The 17,525-nt window shown below is 61.2% G+C and carries 15 protein-coding genes; 6 read left to right on the top strand and 9 right to left on the bottom strand.

All coding sequences use genetic code 11. The features are described from left to right. Positions 1 to 230: 230 nt before the first annotated feature. The 5 genes from EKA13_RS01180 to EKA13_RS01165 are packed head-to-tail and all read left to right on the top strand — an operon-like array spanning position 231 to position 4,823. Positions 231 to 1,187 carry a sugar ABC transporter substrate-binding protein gene (locus EKA13_RS01180; protein ID WP_065757710.1) on the top strand — a complete coding sequence of 319 codons (957 nt, stop codon included), beginning with the start codon at positions 231 to 233 and terminating at the stop codon, positions 1,185 to 1,187. Continuing rightward, positions 1,184 to 1,327 (top strand): hypothetical protein, encoded by a 144-nt coding sequence (locus EKA13_RS27745; RefSeq protein ID WP_176717384.1) that lies wholly within the window; start codon positions 1,184 to 1,186, stop codon positions 1,325 to 1,327. The genes EKA13_RS01180 and EKA13_RS27745 overlap by 4 nt, the downstream gene beginning before the upstream one ends. A 5-nt stretch (positions 1,328 to 1,332) precedes the next feature. Then, positions 1,333 to 2,844 carry a sugar ABC transporter ATP-binding protein gene (locus EKA13_RS01175; protein WP_065757789.1) on the top strand — a complete coding sequence of 504 codons (1,512 nt, stop codon included), beginning with the start codon at positions 1,333 to 1,335 and terminating at the stop codon, positions 2,842 to 2,844. Next, positions 2,834 to 3,832 carry an ABC transporter permease gene (locus tag EKA13_RS01170; protein WP_083199715.1) on the top strand — a complete coding sequence of 333 codons (999 nt, stop codon included), beginning with the start codon at positions 2,834 to 2,836 and terminating at the stop codon, positions 3,830 to 3,832. The genes EKA13_RS01175 and EKA13_RS01170 overlap by 11 nt, the downstream gene beginning before the upstream one ends. A 1-nt stretch (position 3,833) precedes the next feature. Then, positions 3,834 to 4,823: an ABC transporter permease gene (locus tag EKA13_RS01165; protein WP_065757709.1), complete on the top strand. Its 990-nt coding sequence runs from the start codon at positions 3,834 to 3,836 to the stop codon at positions 4,821 to 4,823. A gap of 210 nt (positions 4,824 to 5,033) precedes the next feature. On the opposite strand, the gene EKA13_RS01160 is transcribed toward EKA13_RS01165, so the two are convergent. The 9 genes from EKA13_RS01160 to EKA13_RS01120 all read right to left on the bottom strand — a co-directional run bounded on the left by EKA13_RS01160 (position 5,034) and on the right by EKA13_RS01120 (position 14,350). Then, positions 5,034 to 5,393 (bottom strand): hypothetical protein, encoded by a 360-nt coding sequence (locus EKA13_RS01160; protein WP_065757708.1) that lies wholly within the window; start codon positions 5,391 to 5,393, stop codon positions 5,034 to 5,036. Positions 5,394 to 5,403: 10 nt separating this feature from the next. Further along, positions 5,404 to 6,636: an SfnB family sulfur acquisition oxidoreductase gene (locus EKA13_RS01155; RefSeq protein ID WP_065757707.1), complete on the bottom strand. Its 1,233-nt coding sequence runs from the start codon at positions 6,634 to 6,636 to the stop codon at positions 5,404 to 5,406. 48 nt (positions 6,637 to 6,684) lie between these two features. Beyond that, a complete protein-coding gene (locus EKA13_RS01150) occupies positions 6,685 to 8,037 on the bottom strand; it encodes an OprD family porin (protein WP_065757706.1) in 1,353 nt (450 codons plus the stop codon). Between the two features lie 370 nt (positions 8,038 to 8,407). Then, a complete protein-coding gene (locus EKA13_RS01145) occupies positions 8,408 to 9,184 on the bottom strand; it encodes an ABC transporter ATP-binding protein (protein ID WP_065757705.1) in 777 nt (258 codons plus the stop codon). A 67-nt stretch (positions 9,185 to 9,251) separates the two neighbouring features. Beyond that, positions 9,252 to 10,592 carry an ABC transporter substrate-binding protein gene (locus tag EKA13_RS01140; protein ID WP_065757704.1) on the bottom strand — a complete coding sequence of 447 codons (1,341 nt, stop codon included), beginning with the start codon at positions 10,590 to 10,592 and terminating at the stop codon, positions 9,252 to 9,254. 78 nt (positions 10,593 to 10,670) lie between these two features. Next, a complete protein-coding gene (locus EKA13_RS01135; RefSeq protein WP_065757703.1) occupies positions 10,671 to 11,735 on the bottom strand; it encodes a branched-chain amino acid ABC transporter permease in 1,065 nt (354 codons plus the stop codon). Between the two features lie 4 nt (positions 11,736 to 11,739). Then, entirely contained in the window at positions 11,740 to 12,627 is an 888-nt protein-coding gene (locus tag EKA13_RS01130; RefSeq protein WP_065757702.1) for a branched-chain amino acid ABC transporter permease, read from the bottom strand. Then, positions 12,627 to 13,394 (bottom strand): ABC transporter ATP-binding protein, encoded by a 768-nt coding sequence (locus tag EKA13_RS01125; protein WP_065757701.1) that lies wholly within the window; start codon positions 13,392 to 13,394, stop codon positions 12,627 to 12,629. Before EKA13_RS01125 ends, EKA13_RS01130 begins: the two co-directional genes overlap by 1 nt. After that, positions 13,391 to 14,350, bottom strand: a complete 960-nt coding sequence (locus EKA13_RS01120; protein WP_065757700.1) for an AMP-binding protein — start codon at positions 14,348 to 14,350, stop codon at positions 13,391 to 13,393. The genes EKA13_RS01125 and EKA13_RS01120 overlap by 4 nt, the downstream gene beginning before the upstream one ends. Positions 14,351 to 14,832: 482 nt before the next feature. On the opposite strand from EKA13_RS01120, the gene EKA13_RS01115 reads away from it, so the two are divergent. Further along, on the top strand, positions 14,833 to 17,525 hold a 2,693-nt coding region (locus tag EKA13_RS01115; protein WP_483826439.1), incomplete at its 3' end, for a T1SS-143 repeat domain-containing protein.

The raw sequence follows: 17,525 nt of genomic DNA, 5'->3' as shown, positions 1-17,525 counted from the left end.
CGTCACCCGCGCATCACCGCCTACGTGCTGTTCGGTCCCGAACAGCCATTCAGCACTTTGTTCGGTGCAGTGCTTCCAACCTTACCGCTCAATACAGCCAAGCCATTGTTTTAAAAGAACTTTTAAACATGGCATGGTTCTCGCCTTGTTCCTCTCACCCTAGAAATGTGTCGCCCGCTACTGACCGTTAAGTAGCCGGTCGAGCCGTACATGCCTTGAAGAGGAATACGATGAAACTTCTGCACATGCTGTTCTGCACCGCGTTGTTGTTTGGCGCCAACACCTACGCCAGTGACGACGTGCCGTCATTGGCAGGCAAGCGCATCGCCATCAGCATGACCGGCACCAGCCATTACTTCGACGTGAAGGCGTTCCAGGCTCAGGTCGACGAGGTAAAACGCCTGGGCGGTACTCCCATTACGCTGGATGCCGGCCGAAACGACAAAAACCTGGTCACGCAACTGCAAACCGTGGTCACCCAAAAACCTGATGCCGTTATCCAGACGCTGGGTACGCTCAGCGTGATCGACCCCTGGCTCAAGCGCATCAAGGCGGCCGGCATTCCACTGTTCACCATCGACGCGCCCTCGCAGTACAGCATCAACAACACCACCTCGGACAACTACGCAGCGGGCCGTTTGTTGGCGGAGCAACTGGTCAAGGATACCGGTGGCAAGGGCAACATCCTGGTGTTCAACGGTTTCTATGGCGTACCCGTGTGCCGCATTCGCTATGACGAACTGATCAAGGCGCTGGCCGACCATCCTGATCTGAAGGTCATTCTGCCCGAGCTGCGTGACGTCATCCCCAACACCGTGCAAGACGCCCGCTCGCAGGTCGCGGCGTTGCTCAACAAGTACCCAAAAGGTGAGATCGCGGCCATCTGGTCGGCCTGGGACATCCCGCAACTGGGCGCCAGCCAGGCGCTGATTGACGCCGGGCGCACCGAGATCAAGACCTACGGTGTCGATGGCACACCGGAAGTGCTCGACCTGATACAGCGAGACGATTCGCCGATCGGCGCCGTCGTGGCCCAGCAACCCGTCTTGATCGGAAAAACCGCAGTACAGAATGTCGCGCGTTACCTGGCCGGGCAAAAAGACCTGCCCAAGGAAACCCACGTTTCCACCCTGCTGACCACGGCAAACAACCTGGATGAAATGCAACAACTGCGAGGTGACCAATGAGCCAGAAAAGTGACTTCGATATCGGCCGACGCGCCCTGAACGCCGGGCGCACCGCGATCAAGGCCTACAGCGTCAACGGTACACGGTTGACCAGAGCGGGCAACGTCGATGACGTTCGCCGCCTCAGGGGTGATGCTTGAACAACATCCCTGCCCTGGAGCTTCGCAACCTGACCAAGCAGTTCGGCGTCACGCGCGCGCTGGACGATGCCAGCCTGCGCGTCCAGCGTGGCAGCGTGCATGGCCTGGTCGGTGAGAACGGTGCTGGAAAGTCGACCCTGATCAAGGTGCTTGCAGGCATTCATCGCCCAGATGCCGGCAGCCTGTGGGTGGACGGTCAGCAATACACACACTTCACGCCGCGCCAGGTGGCACGTCTCGGCATTCAGTTCATTCACCAGGAGCGACTGCTGCCCGCCAGTTTCACGGTGAGCGAGGCGCTGTTCTTCGGCCAGGAAATACACCGCGGCCCTTTCGTCGATCGCCGTGCGCAACAGCGGGAAGCCGAACGCCTGCTTGACGCGTATTTCGACCTGAAATTGCCGCCGGATGCATTGATTGGTGAGCTGAGCAGTGCCGAGCAACAGGTGGTGCAGATTACCCGCGCGCTGATCGCCAAACCCAAGGTGCTGGTATTCGATGAGCCCAGCGTAGCGCTGGTGCAACGCGAGGTTGAGCAATTGCTGCGCATCGTCAAGCGATTGCGAGATCAGGGCTTGGCGATCATCTACATCTCTCACTACCTGCAAGAGATCGAACACCTGTGTGACCGGGTGACCGTGTTGCGCAATGGGCGTGATGTCGCCGAGGTCGATCCGCGCAGCACATCGCTGGCAGAAATTACGCGCCTGATGGTCAACCGCGAAGTTGCCGAAATGTACCCCAAGCAGCCGGTCGCATTGGGCGAGCCGCTACTGCAGGTGAGCGGCCTGCAGAAGCGGCATGCCTATCGCGATATCGACCTGCTGGTGCGCCGTGGCGAGATCGTCGGCCTCACCGGGCTGGTGGGCTCCGGCGCCAAGGAGCTGCTGAAAAGCCTGTTCGGCCTGGACCCGGCGCAACAGGGCGAGATTCGCCTGAACGGGCAACTTGTCGAGTTGAACAGTACGCATCAGGCCGTGCGCGAAGGCATTGCCCTGTTGCCGGAGGAACGCCGCCGGCAAGGGGTGGCGCTGGACCTGTCCGTTCAGGAGAACAGCACCCTCGCCAGCCTTTCACGCTTCACCCGGTTTGGGCTGCTCTCGGAACGCCGCGAGCAGCAGGAAACCCAAGCCCTGATCGAGCATCTGCTGATCAAGACCTCCGGGGCGCAGGCCAGGGTGCGCCAGCTCAGCGGTGGCAATCAGCAGAAGGTGGCGCTGGCCAAATGGCTGAGCCGGCAGTCGACCCTCTACCTGCTGGACGAGCCCAGCGTCGGTATCGACATCGGCGCCAAAGTGGAGATCTACCGTCTGATCGGAAAGCTGGTGGAGCAAGGCGCCGGTGTCTTGCTGCTTTCGTCCGATCTGCCCGAGCTGCTGGGCCTGTGCGACCGCGTCTATGTCATGCACCGAGGGGCCATCGTTGCGCAACGCAAGGCCGCCGAGCTCGACAGCGACACGCTACTGGCGCTTGCGTCCGGCACTCATCATCAACAGGAACCCGACTATGTCCACTGATCTCTCCCTGGCCAGCGTGTCGGTCCCACGACTCTCGAACCGCTGGCAATTGAAACTGCTGCGCCATGGCGCCTCGCTGGCGTTCCTGGCGATCTTGCTGGTGTTTGCCAGTACAGCGCAAAACTTCCTTTCACCCACCAACCTCTCGAATGTCTTCGCGCAGTCTGCAATCCTTGGCCTACTCGCTTTCGGGCTGACCATCGTGATCATCGGTGGCGGCTCCAACGTGGTATCTGGCGGCCTTGACCTGTCGCTGGCGGCCAATCTCGGGCTGTCGGCCGCCGTCTATGCCACGCTGAACAACGCGGGCGTCAGTGCGGCCAGCAGCATCGCCCTGACCTTGGCATGCGGCCTGGCCATCGGTGCGCTTAACGGCCTGGTGGTGGTCGGCCTGCGCCTGCCGCCACTGCTGGCGACGCTGGCCAGCATGAACCTGATTGCCGGCCTGGAGCTGGTGTTGACTGAAAATACCGTGCTGCCAACCGAGTCAGCGCTACTGGAGCTGCTCAGTTTTGGTCATTGGCTGGGGCAGCCGGCATTGGCCTGGGTGTTCCTTATGGCCGCGCTGCTGTTGACGCTGCTGATCCAGTTCAGTCGTTACGGCCTGCGCCTGTATGCCGTTGGCGAGTACCCGGAAGCAGCGACCGCAGCAGGCCTGCCTGTGGCGGCCTATCAGTTCTCCAGCTACCTGCTCAGTGGTCTGTGCGGGAGCCTGGCGTCGTTTTGTTCGGCCGCCTGGTTCAGTGGAAGCACTACCGGCTCTGGGGAGATGCTGCTGTCGGTTGTAGCCATCGCCTTTCTAGGCAGCGTGTTCTCCCGCCGCCTGCGCCCGAGCATCAGCGGTACATTGCTGGCCACGTTGCTGGTGGGTTTTCTGGTCAATGGTTTCCAACTGCTGAACATCTCCAGCTTCTGGGTCAACGGTGTACAGGGTGTATTGATTCTACTGGTCGTCGCCAGTTCAAGCCTGCTGCGTGGGAGGTCGTGACATGAGCCAATCAACCACAGTGCTACCCCGCACCGTCTCGGTATCAATCAGTCGTCAATGGCTGCGCCTGGTCTTGCCCGTCTTGTTCCTGGTGCTGCTGGTATTTTTCGCGGTCAAGGCACCCGGTTTTCTCAGTGTGGGCAACCTCAGCAGTGTATTGCTCAACAACTTCGCCCTCCTGGCCATTGTCGCCATCGGCATGACGCTGGCAATCAGCGCTGGCGGTATCGACCTTTCGGTGAGCGTAGCGTTGGATCTGGCTGCATTGACGTTCGTCGTATCGCTCAATGCCGGCTTTGGGCTGCTGCCGGCAATCGTGTCCGCGATACTGGTGGGCGGCCTGACCGGCGTGTTCAACGCAGTGTTGATCAGCGGGCTGCGTATTTCGCCATTCCTGGCGACACTCGGTACGCTCTTTATCGGCACCAGCGTGCAGCAGTTGCTCTCCGACGGTGGCCAGCCGATCTACCTGGCTGCACAGGCACGCCCTGCCCTGGCCAGCATCGTCGTGCTCGGCATTCCGTTGCCGCTACTGATCGTTGCGGTTCTGGCGGCGGGTTACGGTGTAGCGCTCGCCAAAGGCCGCTTCGGCCGTCAGGTGCTGGCCATCGGCGAACAACCGGAGGTCGCGCGCTACAGCGGTGTGCCGGTGCAGCGCATCACCGCCCGGGTGTTCATCGCGTGCGCCCTGGCCTGCTCAGTCGCGGGCATACTGCTGAGCAGCACAGTGAATGCCTATGTACCGATGTCGGGTAACGCCTTTCTGATCAATGCAATCGGCGCCGTGTTTATCGGCACCACCCTCAACCGCCATGGGCGGGCCAACGTACCAGGTACGCTACTGGGCGTACTCTTCCTGAACATCACCGCCAATGGCCTGCTGCTGATCGGCTGGAACTTCTACTGGCAGCAGGTGGCCACCGGCGCACTGATTCTGCTGGTGCTGTCGTTCAGCTACCTGGGTCGCCGCGTATTCAAGGACCCGTCCTGACCAACGATACAGGCGCCGTGGATTCGCTGACACCGCGCCGATACCATCGCAGGCAAGCCTGCTCCCACCTGTAGGAGCCGGGCTTGCCCGCGATGCAGGCGCCGCGAAGGCACTGACACCCCGTCGATACCATCGCAGGCAAGCCTGCTCAGGCGAAACCAGCCAGTGGTGCCGCTGCAAGGAATGGATAGGTTCGCAGGTGTGTTTTGCTCAGGTCAGTGCCACACCATTGAGGTAGTGGTCGCCCAAGCGACGGCGCAGTTGCGACAACGGTACGGCATCGCCCTCAATCGACGGGCGCGGCGTTTGCCTTCCGGTCAGTTCGACCTGCAGTTCACTCGCCCGTTGTGCCGCTTCTGCGGCAGCCAAGCGTGCGGAGGCGGCCTCGACCGACGAGCGCCCGGCCTGCGCCAGCAACGCATCAGCGGCAGCAATACGCACCGCCAGGTCACCAATACTTGCGATGGTCAGGGTATCGTCCGTCAACGGGCTGCCTTGCAAGTGTTCGACCAACGCACGTTGAACATTTTGCGCGAACCCCAGGTCGGCCAGTGTATGAGCGTGAGACATAAGCAGGTCCTCAGTTCCAGGAATGACGTTGTGGATTGACGCCGTTCAGGCGCTGGTTGCCGATCAGGTGGTATTTCCAGCGCACCGGATCGTGCAGCGTATGCGTGCGCGCGTTACGCCAGAAACGGTCCAGCCCCTGGCTGGCAGACACACTGCGCGTGCCTCCCAGCTCCAGCAACCGGGTCGACGCCAACAGGGCGATCTCGGTAGACAGGACTTTGGCCTGGCCGACAACCACCGAGGCGTGGGCGACGCTTGCTTCGGTAGGCTCCGCAAGCGCAAGGTCCACGGCTTGGGCGGACGCCTGGAGGATCGCTTCGGCAGCGTGCAGGCGCCAGGCCAGGTCGCCAATCGCAGCCTGGCTCAGCGGGTCTTGCCATCCGTGCTGCAAACCACTGTCGACCCACGGGCGCGCCTCTCGCGCCACGCGCAGGGTTTCGGCAAACGCGCCTCGGGCAATGCCGGTGTCCACCGCAGCCTGAATGATCTGCGAAACCGGCCCATCGGCGGTGGGTCGGTCATAGGCTTTCCAGGCCGGAATCACGGCGCCGAGCGGCACGCGTACGCGGTCGATCAATGCCTTGCCACTGGCGGTGGTGCGCTGCCCAAAGCCATCCCAGTTATCGACAATGCTCAGCCCTTGCGCGTCCCGTGGCACAAACGCAATGAACGGCCGGTTCTGCTCATCCACAGCCGCCGTCGGGACAATGTGAGCGAACAGCGCGCCGGTGCAGTAGAACTTCTCGCCCTCCAGCACCGCGGTGTCGCCCTCAAAATGAATGCGTGTTTCGAACGCAGTGACGGTTTTGCTCTTGGCTTCGGAGAAGGCATTGCCGAACCGATAGCCGGCAAGCACCTTGGCAAAATAGTGATGTTGCTGTGCCTCGCTCCCGGTCAACAGCAGGTTGTTGATGACACCGTAGTGATTCTGCGGCAACTGCCCCAACGAGGAGTCCGCCGCTGAAACAGTTGCCACGACCTCGGTCAGCGTGGCGTAAGACACGCCAGCACCACCATGGACCTTGGGAACGGTAATGGCCCACAGGCCACTCTCGGAAAAGCGGTCCAGTTCCGCCCAGGGCAGACGTCGCTCGCGATCACGCGCAACGGCTTCTTGGGCAAAATCCTGGGCCAGGCGCTGGGCCACCTCAATGGCTTCGGCATCACTACGAATAATATGTGCCGGACGCCGAGGCGCTGAAACGGCCTGCTCGGGCAGGCGGGTATGCAGTCTATCGGTCATGCGTGACTACTCCATGCGGTACAGGTAAGAGAGGGCTACAGCACAGGCTTACAAGCGGAAATCCAGCGGGTACTCGACGATGAAACGCACTTCGTCAACGTTGGACTCGGCCACGTGATCGCCGCCGACACGGTGCGTGGCCTGCATCAGGTTGAATGAGAGGTCCTTGGCTGGCCCGCTCTGCACCACATACTTGATCCAGACGTTGCGCTCCCAGTGGCTGCCATCCTTGATGCCGCTGTAGTAGCTGTAGGCCCCCCCGGCGCGGCTGCCATCGATGTCGGTACCGCGCACGTAACGCGTGGTCAGGGTGAGGCCGGGCACACCGAGGCCAACGAAGTTGTAGTCATAACGCGCCTCCCAGGCACGCTCGTTGGGGTTGTTGAAGTCCGATATCTGGGATGCGGCATCCAGTTCAAGATCGTAGGTGTTCCAGACATAGTCGAACGGCGTGTCACCGTCGATCCGCGTGTAGCTCAACTTGAAGGCATGAGCGCCATAACCCAGCCCGGCATGCGCGCTCCAGGAGTCGTTGTCGATCTTGCCGGCCAACGCCTTGCCGCTGTCGCGGGTGCGGTAGTAGTTCAGGCCGGTGTTGACGCTCAGGGCCTCGTTGATCGGCTGCACAAAATCGAAGCGGGCAAAGGACTGGTTCCAGATGTCGTCAAGTCGGCTGGTGTGCAACTTGAAGCTCAGTTGGTCGTTGAACACATAGTCACCGCCCAGATAGATCACATCGTTGGCGCCCTTGAAGCGCCCCGCGTATACCGTGCCGAGGTCGCCACGGTGGTTGCTGGCGTTGCGATCGCTGCTCGACTCAAGCTTGCCGCCCTGCAAGGTCAGGCCCTCCACGGAGGTGTTACGAAACACCAGGCCGCGCAAGGTCTGGGGCAACAGGCGGATATCGCTGGCATAGAGTACCGGGCTAGTTGGGCGCACATCGCCGTAGCGCACTTCGGTGTCGAAGGCCCGCACCTTCAGCGCCGCACCGACCTTGCTGTAATCATCCTTGGGTTCGCCATCGAAGTTGGCACCGGAGCGCGAAACGATACCAGGCACCCCCACACCGTTGCCAACCACACCATTACCACCATCGAGCTTGAGGCCCAATACGCCCTGCACATCCAGGCCAAAGCCGACCGTCCCCTGAGTGAAACCGGATTGCACATCGGCAATCACGCCATGCCCCCATTCGCGGTGCTGGCTCTGCCGTTCACCGGTATTGGGGTTGCGGGCGAAATCGCCGTTGCGGTAGTCCTGGCTGAAGAAGTAGTTGCGGTTGAGCACATGTACCTGCGTGCCCTCAAGGAAGCCTTCGCTTTCTTCGCTGGCGGCAAAGGCCGGGCTGGCCAGGGCAAGGGTCAATGAAAGGGCTGTTCGATGGTTGTTTCCAAAACGCATGGCAAGGTCCTAGTAGTTGCGTATGTAACGCCCGTGCAGGCGCTGTTCACTCAACTATTTCAACAACCATGCCAATTAATTAATCGTTATATATCAACAACTTAAAATACAAACCTGAGAAACAGGAATTTTACCAACGGGCAAACTGACCGATCAGTGTTGCGTGCCACACAGCACATTCGAAGGTTGACACCCGAATGCCGTCAGGCACAGCCGAACGCCATCCACCGCAGGCGAATTCGCAGGCGGACAGTCATGTTGTATGTAGGCTGGAAAAGTAGAGATCAGGTGCGGGGGTACGGTAGGAAACCGCACCGATGGGCGCACAGGCACCCATCGGGAGAGGAGGAAAACGAGTGCCTGACGTGCCTCAGTCGGCCTTGCCACCGAGGTAGAAATGCTGGATGTCTTCGCGGTCGGCCAACTCACTGGCGGCGCCCTCACCCACCACCCGGCCGTTCTCCAGAATGTAGGCATAACTGGCGTGACGCAGCGCAACATTGATGTTCTGCTCGGCCACCAGAAAGCTCACGCCTTCCTGAGCATTGAGCTGGGCAACGATGTCGAAAATTTCCTCGACGATGATCGGTGCCAGGCCCATGGACGGTTCATCAAGCAACACCAGGGAGGGCCGGGTCATCAGCGCACGCCCAATGGCCAGCATCTGCTGTTCGCCGCCCGAGGTCAGCCCCGCCTGGGTCTTGCGCTTGGTCTTCAACCGCGGAAACCAGGTGTAGATCCGCTCCAGGTCCTGCTCCAGCTCACGCCTGGAGGGGTTGCGCAAAAAGCCGCCACTGCGCAGGTTTTCCTCGATGGTGAGATGGGCAAACACATGACGCCCCTCCAGCACATGGACAATGCCCTGGCGTGCCAGCACATTGGCCGCGACGCCTGCGGTGTCCTGCCCGCGAAAGCGGATCTGGCCGCGGGTAACCCGCGCGCGATCGGCCTGGACCAGGCCGGAAATAGCCTTGAGCGTGGTGCTTTTACCTGCACCGTTGGCCCCCAGCAGGGCGACAATACCGCCCTCCTCGATCCGCAGGGAAACGCCGACAACCGCGAGGATGGCGCCGTCATAGACCACTTCGATGTCCTCGACCGCGAGCAGCTCGGCACGCTCGACAGCAGGACGGGTTACTGTATTCATCTATACGCACCTTCTACTAAGCTCAGGGCGCACCGTTCAGGATCGCGGTACGCAGGGCAGGCATCACTTACTGCTCAGCCGCGCAATCGCGTGCTTGAACACCTTTTTCTTTGGCGTACTCGGCAGACTTGGCATCGATCAGCGGGCGCAAGGTCGTACGGTCGGCCTGAACCCAGTCGGTGATCAGGTTCCACTGCTTGCCGTCCCACTGCTGTACCTTGGCTGCACCGCCGCCCTCATGGTCATCACACGACAGTTTGAGCGGCTGCATGAGGCCCAGAAACCCGATCTCCTTGAGGCGTGCATCGTCGAGGTTCAGGTGCTCCAGGCCCCAGCGCCCCTCTTCACCATTGAGTGGGCGGTTGCCGAATTTTTTCTGCCCGGCGCGTATCGCCTCTACCGCGATGGCCGCGTTGATCAAGCCGACGTTGTAGTACACCTTGCCGAAGTAGGCGGGGTCCTTGAGATCGCTCTTGCCGGTGTCGAGGATGTACTGCTTGAGGCGTTTGTGAATCTCGAACTCCGCGCCACCGGGGAACGGTGCCAGCGCCTGGTAGCCCTTGGCCGCGGTGCCGGCCGGAATCACGTCAGCCTCGGAACCGGCCCAGACGTCACCGATGATGCGATCGACCGCAATGCCAAAGCGTGCTGCGGTCTTGATACCGACCGGCGTGGATACGCCCCAGGTACGCAGAAACACCCAGTCCGGCTTGATCTGGCGCACCTGGCGCCACTGCGCGGACTGTTCGTTACCCGGATCGGCCACCGGGATCTGGATGTTTTCAAAGCCGTACTTCTGCGCCAGCAACGCCATCGGCGCCTGGGTTTCGCGGCCATAGGCAGAGTCGTGGTACACGGTCACGATCTTCTTGCCCTTGAGTTTGTCGAACCCGCCTTCGCGCTGGGCGATGTAGTTGATACCCACCGACGCCTGGCCGTAGTAATTGAGCAACAGCGGGAACGCGTAGGGGAACACGCTGCCGTCGGTGGACTCGGTACGCCCGCCCGCACCATCGATCAGCGGGATCCGGTCAGCCGCCCCCTTCTCCATCAACGCATACGAGCCCGGCGTACTGTGGGTGAAGAAAAACGCGGTCGGTGCGCCGTTCAAGCCACCCTTGTAGCGCTCGTAGCACTCGACGATGCGATCAACGCTCCACTCGGTCTCGCACTCCTGCCAGACCAGCTTGACGCCATTGATGCCGCCCTCGACTTCGTTGATGTAGCGAAAATAGTCAATCTCGCCAGCCCACCACGGGATGCCACTGGAGGCATAGGCGCCGACCCGGTAGGTGGCCATGGGCACAAACTGTTCATTGCTGGCGGCCTGCGCCACCGCGGGCAGCAGGGACTGGAAGCCAAGCGCAAACAAGGCGCTGATGAGGGTACGCTGGAGGGGGTTACGCATGTCGTTCACTTCTTTGAGATGGAGTGTGGTTCGTCCCCTCCCGTGGTCGGGTCAAGGTGCATGGAAATCTTGATCGCGCTAGAAACGCAGTGGCCAGGTCCGGAGCCGGTCGCGCAGGTTGCCGAACAGGCGTACCAGCCCTTCCGGTTCCTTGATCAGGAACACGATGATCAGCGTGCCAAAGATGATTTTCTGCAGGTTCTGCAACTGACCGGCATCGACATTGCCGCTGAACAACCACTGCCCGGCGTGGTTGAGAAAGATCGGCATCAGGCTGATGAACGCGGCACCGACGAAGTTGCCAGCAATGCTGCCCATGCCGCCGATAATGATGATGAACAGGATCTGGAACGAGCGGTTGATATCAAAGCTGCCGGCGCTGGCCGTCCCCAGGTAGGCGAACGCCCAGAGCGCACCGGCAATGCCCAGGTAGAACGAACTGACCGCAAACGCCAGACGCTTGTAGCGGTCCACCGGGATGCCGATCACTGCCGCGGCCGTGTCCATGTCCCGGATCGCCATCCAGTTGCGGCCGATCTGGCTGCGCACCAGGTTTACCGCAACCCAGGTCAGTAGCACCACACAGCTCAAGGTCAGCAGGTAGCGGCCGACCGGTGAGGCCAGGCTGTAGCCGAACAGTTCCAGGCGCGGCGCACTGATGGTGCCGGACGACGCATAGTTGTAGAACCAGGGAAACTTGGCAAACACCCACTCAATGAAAAACTGTGCGGCAAGTGTGGTGACCATCAGGTAGAAGCCCTTGATTCTTGCGCTGGGGATACCGAACAGCATGCCGAGGAACGCGGCAATCAACCCGCCGCCCACCAACGCCAACGGCAGCGGGATACCCGGCACTCGCAGCAACAGGCCATAGGTGGCAAAGGCGCCGACCGCCATGAAACCCGCAGCGCCGACCGACGTCTGGCCGGTGTAGCCGGTCAGCAGGTTCAAGCCCAGGCCGGCCAGCGACAGCACCAGGAACGGGATCAGGATTGCATTGAGCCAGTAGTCATCGCCCAGCAGCGGCAAGGCCACGAAGGCCACCAGCAGCAGGAGCGCCAGGCCCAGGGGCCAGCGCCGACGTACCAGGGTCAGGGGCGCATCATCAAAGCTGGCGGTGAGGCGCGCAGTAGTCGTGGTCATATGATCACACTCGTTCGATGGCACGGTCGCCAAACAGGCCGGCCGGGCGGATATAGAGGAATACCAGGGCGAGGAAGTAGGCGAACCAAGGGGTGATGCCACCGCCAATCAGCGGGCCGATATAGGCCTCGGCGAGGTTCTCGGCAGCACCGACAATCAGCCCGCCGACGATGGCTCCGCCAATCGAGGTGAAACCGCCGATGATCAGTACCGGCAAGGCCTTGAGCACCACCAGAGACAGCGAGAACTGCACACCCTGACGCGCCCCCCACAACAAGCCGGCCACCAGCCCGACCATCCCGGCCACGGCCCAGACAATCTGCCAGATGCGGTTGAGGTTGAGGTTGATGCCAATGGACAAGGCCGCGCGGGTATCGTCCGCCACCGCACGCAGGGCTATACCGATTCGCGTGCGGTTGAACAGCAACGCCAGCAGCGCGACCAGTACTGCGGCAACCGCGGCAGCAACCAGGTCGAACTGGCTGATCATGACCTCGCCCACGAACAACGGGATATCCTCGATGCCCAGGTCCAGCGCCCGTACCTGGGCGCCCATCAGCCCTTGCGCCAGCCCTTCGACGATGAAGGACAGGCCGAGGGTGGCCATGAACAGGGTGATCTGCGAGCGGTTGACCAATGGCCGCAGCACCAGGCGTTCGATCAGCAGCGCGCCGATGATCATCACTACCAGGGTCAGGGCCAGCGCCAGCACGAAGGGCACGCCCTGCTCGTGCAGGCTGACAAAGGTCAACGCAGCAAACAGCAGCATTGCGCCCTGGGCGAAGTTGAACACGCCACTGGCCTTGTAGATCAGCACAAAACCGATCGCTACCAGCGAGTACATGGTGCCGGCGAGCAAGCCACCGATCAGGGTTTCCAAGAAGAAATTCATCAGTGCACGGTCCCCAGGTAGGCAGCGATTACGTCAGGATTGGCCTGCACTTCAGCGGGCGTGCCATCACCGACTTTGCGCCCGTAGTCGAGCACCACGACGTGGGCGCAGAGGTCCATGACCACCTTGATGTCATGCTCAATCAGAATCACTGTGGTGCCCAGGTCGCGGTTGATGTCGGCAATGAAGCGGCTCATTTCCTGTTTTTCCTCGGCATTCATGCCGGCCATGGGTTCGTCGAGCAGTAATAGCGTTGGCTGGGCGATCAGGGCGCGGCCCAGCTCGACGCGCTTTTGCAGGCCATATGCCAGGCTGCCCACCGCAACGTCGCGCCAGGGCTGCAACTCCAGGAACTCCAACACCTGCTCGGCACGTTCGGCGAACACCCGCGCCTCGCGCCGGGCCCGTGGCAAGCCCAGCGCCTGCTCGAGAAAAAAGCTGCGCTGGAAACGCGACAGGCCGGTGAGCAGGTTGTCCAGCACGCTCATGTTCTTGAACAGCGCGTTGTTCTGGAATGTGCGGCCGATGCCCAGGCGCGCTGCCGTCAGGGGATGCGGGCGCTGCAGGCGCTCGGCATCGAACACCAGCTCGCCGGCATCGGCACGGTAGACACCGTTGAGGATGTTCAACAGCGAGCTCTTGCCCGCGCCGTTGGGGCCGATCAACGCGCAGATTTCGCCACGGTGCACGGCGAACGACAGGTCGTTGATGGCCTTCACGCCTTTGAATGACAGGGAGATGTTGCGGACTTCAAGAAGCGTACTCATGCGACACGCTCCAGGTCCTCGTGCAGCCACAACAGCCGGCCAGGCGCACGCTCGGCATTGGCCGGGTGTTCAATGTGGGCCACTCGCTGGAAACCGAGCAAATGGCGCACCCGCGACTTGATCCAGCGACGCAAGCCACGCCGCGGATCCGCCAGGGTCCAGTCGCACAGGCGGCGGCGCCAACTGCCTTGAGGTGCCAGCCGTGCCTCGATTTCCTCAGCCAGTGTCTGTGCACGCTGAGCAGACAACAGCAGTGCAGTCGGGGCGATTTCACGGCGGTCGCGGCTCGCCGTTTCACGGGTTTCCGGAAAGGCAAAACCTTCGCCACGTTCCAGCCAGCGGCTTAGCACATGAGCCAGGCCCTGGGCCCACTCCGTGCCTTCATCAACCCAGACCACCTCATCATGCGCGGCCCGAGCCCACCCTTGTCGAGCGTGATACAACGGCTCACCGCTAAACAGCGTCGCCAAGGGCAATACCTGAAACGCGCCCTGCGGTGCAGTGCTGACCTGGGCGCAGAACAGTCGCAGTGGCGCCAGCGGGTCAAGCCCGGCCAGACGCCAGTGAGCAACGGTCTCGCGGCGCTGCACGAAGGCAAAATCCGGTCGTAGCAGACGCAACTGCCGCTGCAACACCTCGCCACGGCTCTGCGGGCTGATGACTGCGCTGTATCCACCCAGGCTGTGGGCCGCGATTGCCAGGATCAGCAGGGACGGCTCAATCGCACCGCACAACACCAGCCGTGCTTCAGGCACAAAGCCCTGCTGACGCAGGCCGGCAGCGCACCGTTCGACTTCACGCAACACATCGATCCAGCGCCACGCCTTCCAAGTGCCTTGGCGACGGTGACGCAGGGCGATCTGCAACGGCTTTTCCCTGGCCCAGCGACGCAGCGCCGACAGGGCAAAGTCCGGCACCACATCAAGCGGCCGGGTGTTCAGCTCATGGACCTTCATAGGCCACTCCTGGAAGGCCCAGACCGCTCATCTCAACGATGCTCAACTGCATTTCACGTGGCACTGGGCTGCTCCTGTCTACTCAGCTTCGCACCACTCTCAGGTGCGCTTTCAAGCTACTTAACAGGATCCGTGCCAACAGATTAATTCTGTTTATTTTCAGATACTTAGATTTAAAACAATGCCACCGACTCGTGCCTGCGTGGCGACAGCCTGTTGATCAACTGTTCGTGCATGGACAGTTGATCAACGCTCTACCGTGCCAGAAGAACGCACTCGACCACCTGAACGGGCAGTCAGCGCCGCGCGACCGCCATCCCTGTGCGTTATCCCGTTTCCCCTTCCCCAAGTAGTCCGAAACTCCCAGCGCGCCTAGGAGTATCGGCCAATGCGCAATCACTGGCGCTTTTACATAGTGGTGGCATGTAGCAGAAAGGGGCTGCGGTCAGGTCTTGAAGACTGAAAACTGTCTGGAGAAAGTCATGACTATTTACAAAAAAAGCTCATCCCTGAAGAACGACATAGCCGGTTACACCGGTGCAGATCTTTCGCCCTTCACTCAAGGTTTCAAAGCGAGCGACAGCACGACGTTTACATTCCTGAGCAATCCTGCCGCCCTGACTGCTCCGACGGTCACCACCGACCTGAAAGACTACGCTCCTGGCAGCACAGCCATCATCACGGCCAGCGGATTCGCCGCCGGCAGTACCGTGAAGCTCGAGGTGGATCATGTCACCGACGCTGGCGCAGACAGCGTGTGGGGCACGCCTGACGATGTACTCAACACCGATACTGGCGAGGGGCACGACCCCTGGTATGTGACCGACGGTGGTACCGGCGATCTCGACGGCCAGGTCAATGGCAGCGTCACCACCTCGTGGTACGTAAACCCCGACGACTCGGCAGATGCCAGGTTTCTGCTCACCGCCAGCGCTGCGGGCCGCGATGGTGTGTTCGGTACCGGCGACGACGCCGTAGCGACAACCTCGTTTACGGACAGCGGCCCGAGCATCGTGGCGACCGGTGCGAATGTGACGCTGGACGAAACAGCCGGGTTGCAGAACAGCACAGCCACTCCAAGCCCTGCAGAAGATGCTAACGACAATGACATTCTGGTGGCCTCCCTGCCGTCGATCTTCTCGGCACGCTTGACAACACTTGGGGCAGGTACCGCGACGGGGGCTGCCTTGAGTGGCTATACCGGGGCTGCTGGCAACACCGGCAGTGATGCGTTCACCATCACCCCGACGCCCGGAGCAAACATTACCGATGTGAGCTTCACCGACAGTCTTGGCGCGGCGCTCAATGGCTTGGACAGCGGACTGGATACCCTCAATGGCACCAACATCCTTCTCTATACGGATGAGACCAACAACAACATCGTTCTGGGCCGCGCCGGTGGCCCAGCCGGTGAGATCGTGTTCGCTGCCTATATTCAAGAAACCGGATCGCCGGTCACCGGCGGCAAAATCTGGACCGTGCAGTACGAACCGTTCAAGAATCCAGACGCCAGCAACCCTGACGACCCGATCGATCTCACGAATATTGTTTTCGTCGGCGCCAGTCAGGATCTGACATTCAGCCTGGCCAATGCGCCCTCCGGCCAGAACCTCTTCCTCATGTTCACCACGGCGAACCCGACAGTGGTCAACGATGGCGGTGTCTTGCGGATCACAGACCCCACCATCATCGCGACCGGAAAGGACCCCGCGGACCAGTCAAGCGGCGTCAACATAACCACCGGTGACACGATCAATACCAGTCAGGCGGGTGGTCCAACCACCTTTGGCACCAACAATCAGATGATTGTGGAACAAGAGGGCATCCGTTTTACGTTCGTCACGGGTGCCAGGCAGAATGTGACCATTCCCAACCTTGACCAGAACGAAGCAGATGTCGAATCCAACATCGACTTCACCAACATGTTCAATGCAAAGGCTGCCAGCTTCGACGTCGTTCAGCTACAGAGCGGCAAGAGTGCCGTCGTAAAAATCAGCGCGTTCAACACGGCGGCTGAACCTGGTGTGAACTTCGTCAACGGGTACGCAGGTGATGCATCGGTTGCAATCACTAATGTTCGCATCATCAACAAGAGTACCGGGGCGGTAATCGAGAACTCAAACGGATCAGTGGATGATCCGAGCATTACCATCAGTTTTACAGGTGGCGTTGCCACCATCACTGGCATCAAGGCCGGCTACAAGATTGAATACACCACAACGCTGAATCACAACCGTGTACTCATCGAGAACGGTGCAGCCGTCGATGCCAAGGGCAATAACCACGCCGATTTCGATATCGGTGGTTTCACACTGAGCCAAGCGGTGACTTCAACCGCTGAAATCGGCTCCAAGATCATCTTCGAGGACGATGGGCCAACGGCAACCGGCACCGCAGCGACTGGCACCGTCGATGAAGACGGCCTGACCAACGGCATCCCCGGTGGGACCGGCGACGTTGCTGGCGAGGCGACCACCGCCAGTGGCAGCGTGACCGGCATCTTCCAGTCCGGCGCCGATACGCCGCTGAGCTATGGCTTGTCGAGTGACACCAGCGGCTTGCCTGCGCTGACTTCCGGCGGCGTCGCCCTGGTGTACAGCGTCGTGGGTAATACCCTCACGGCCAAGGCCGGTGTGGTGGACGTGTTCACCTTCAGCCTCACCAGCGCCGGTGCGTACACCTTCACCCTGCTCAAACCGCTGGACCATGCAGCCGGCAATGACGAAAACGATATCACCATCAACCTGGGTAGCTTGCTGCAAGCCACCGACAAGGATGGCGACACCGTCACCGCCGCCGCTGAAAAACTGGTTATCACCGTTGACGACGACACGCCAACGGCAACCGGCACCCCTGTCACGGGCACCGTTGACGAAGACGGCCTGACCAACGGCATCCCCGGCGGAACCGGCGACGTTGCTGGCGAGGCGACCACCGCCAGTGGCAGCGTGACCGGCATCTTCCAGTCTGGTGCCGATACGCCGCTGAGCTATGGCTTGTCGAGTGACACCAGCGGCTTGCCGGCACTGAGCTCGGGCGGCGTGGCACTGGTGTACAGCGTCGTGGGCAACACCCTCACGGCTAAAGCCGGTGTGGTCGACGTGTTCACCTTCAGCCTCACCAGCGCCGGTGCGTATACCTTCACCCTGCTCAAGCCGCTGGACCATGCAGCCGG

This window comes from Pseudomonas defluvii (assembly GCF_001695625.1).
Taxonomy (GTDB): Bacteria; Pseudomonadota; Gammaproteobacteria; order Pseudomonadales; family Pseudomonadaceae; genus Aquipseudomonas; species Aquipseudomonas defluvii.
The sequence above is the reverse complement of the archived record's forward strand: the minus strand, read 5'-3'. Positions and strand labels throughout refer to the sequence as shown.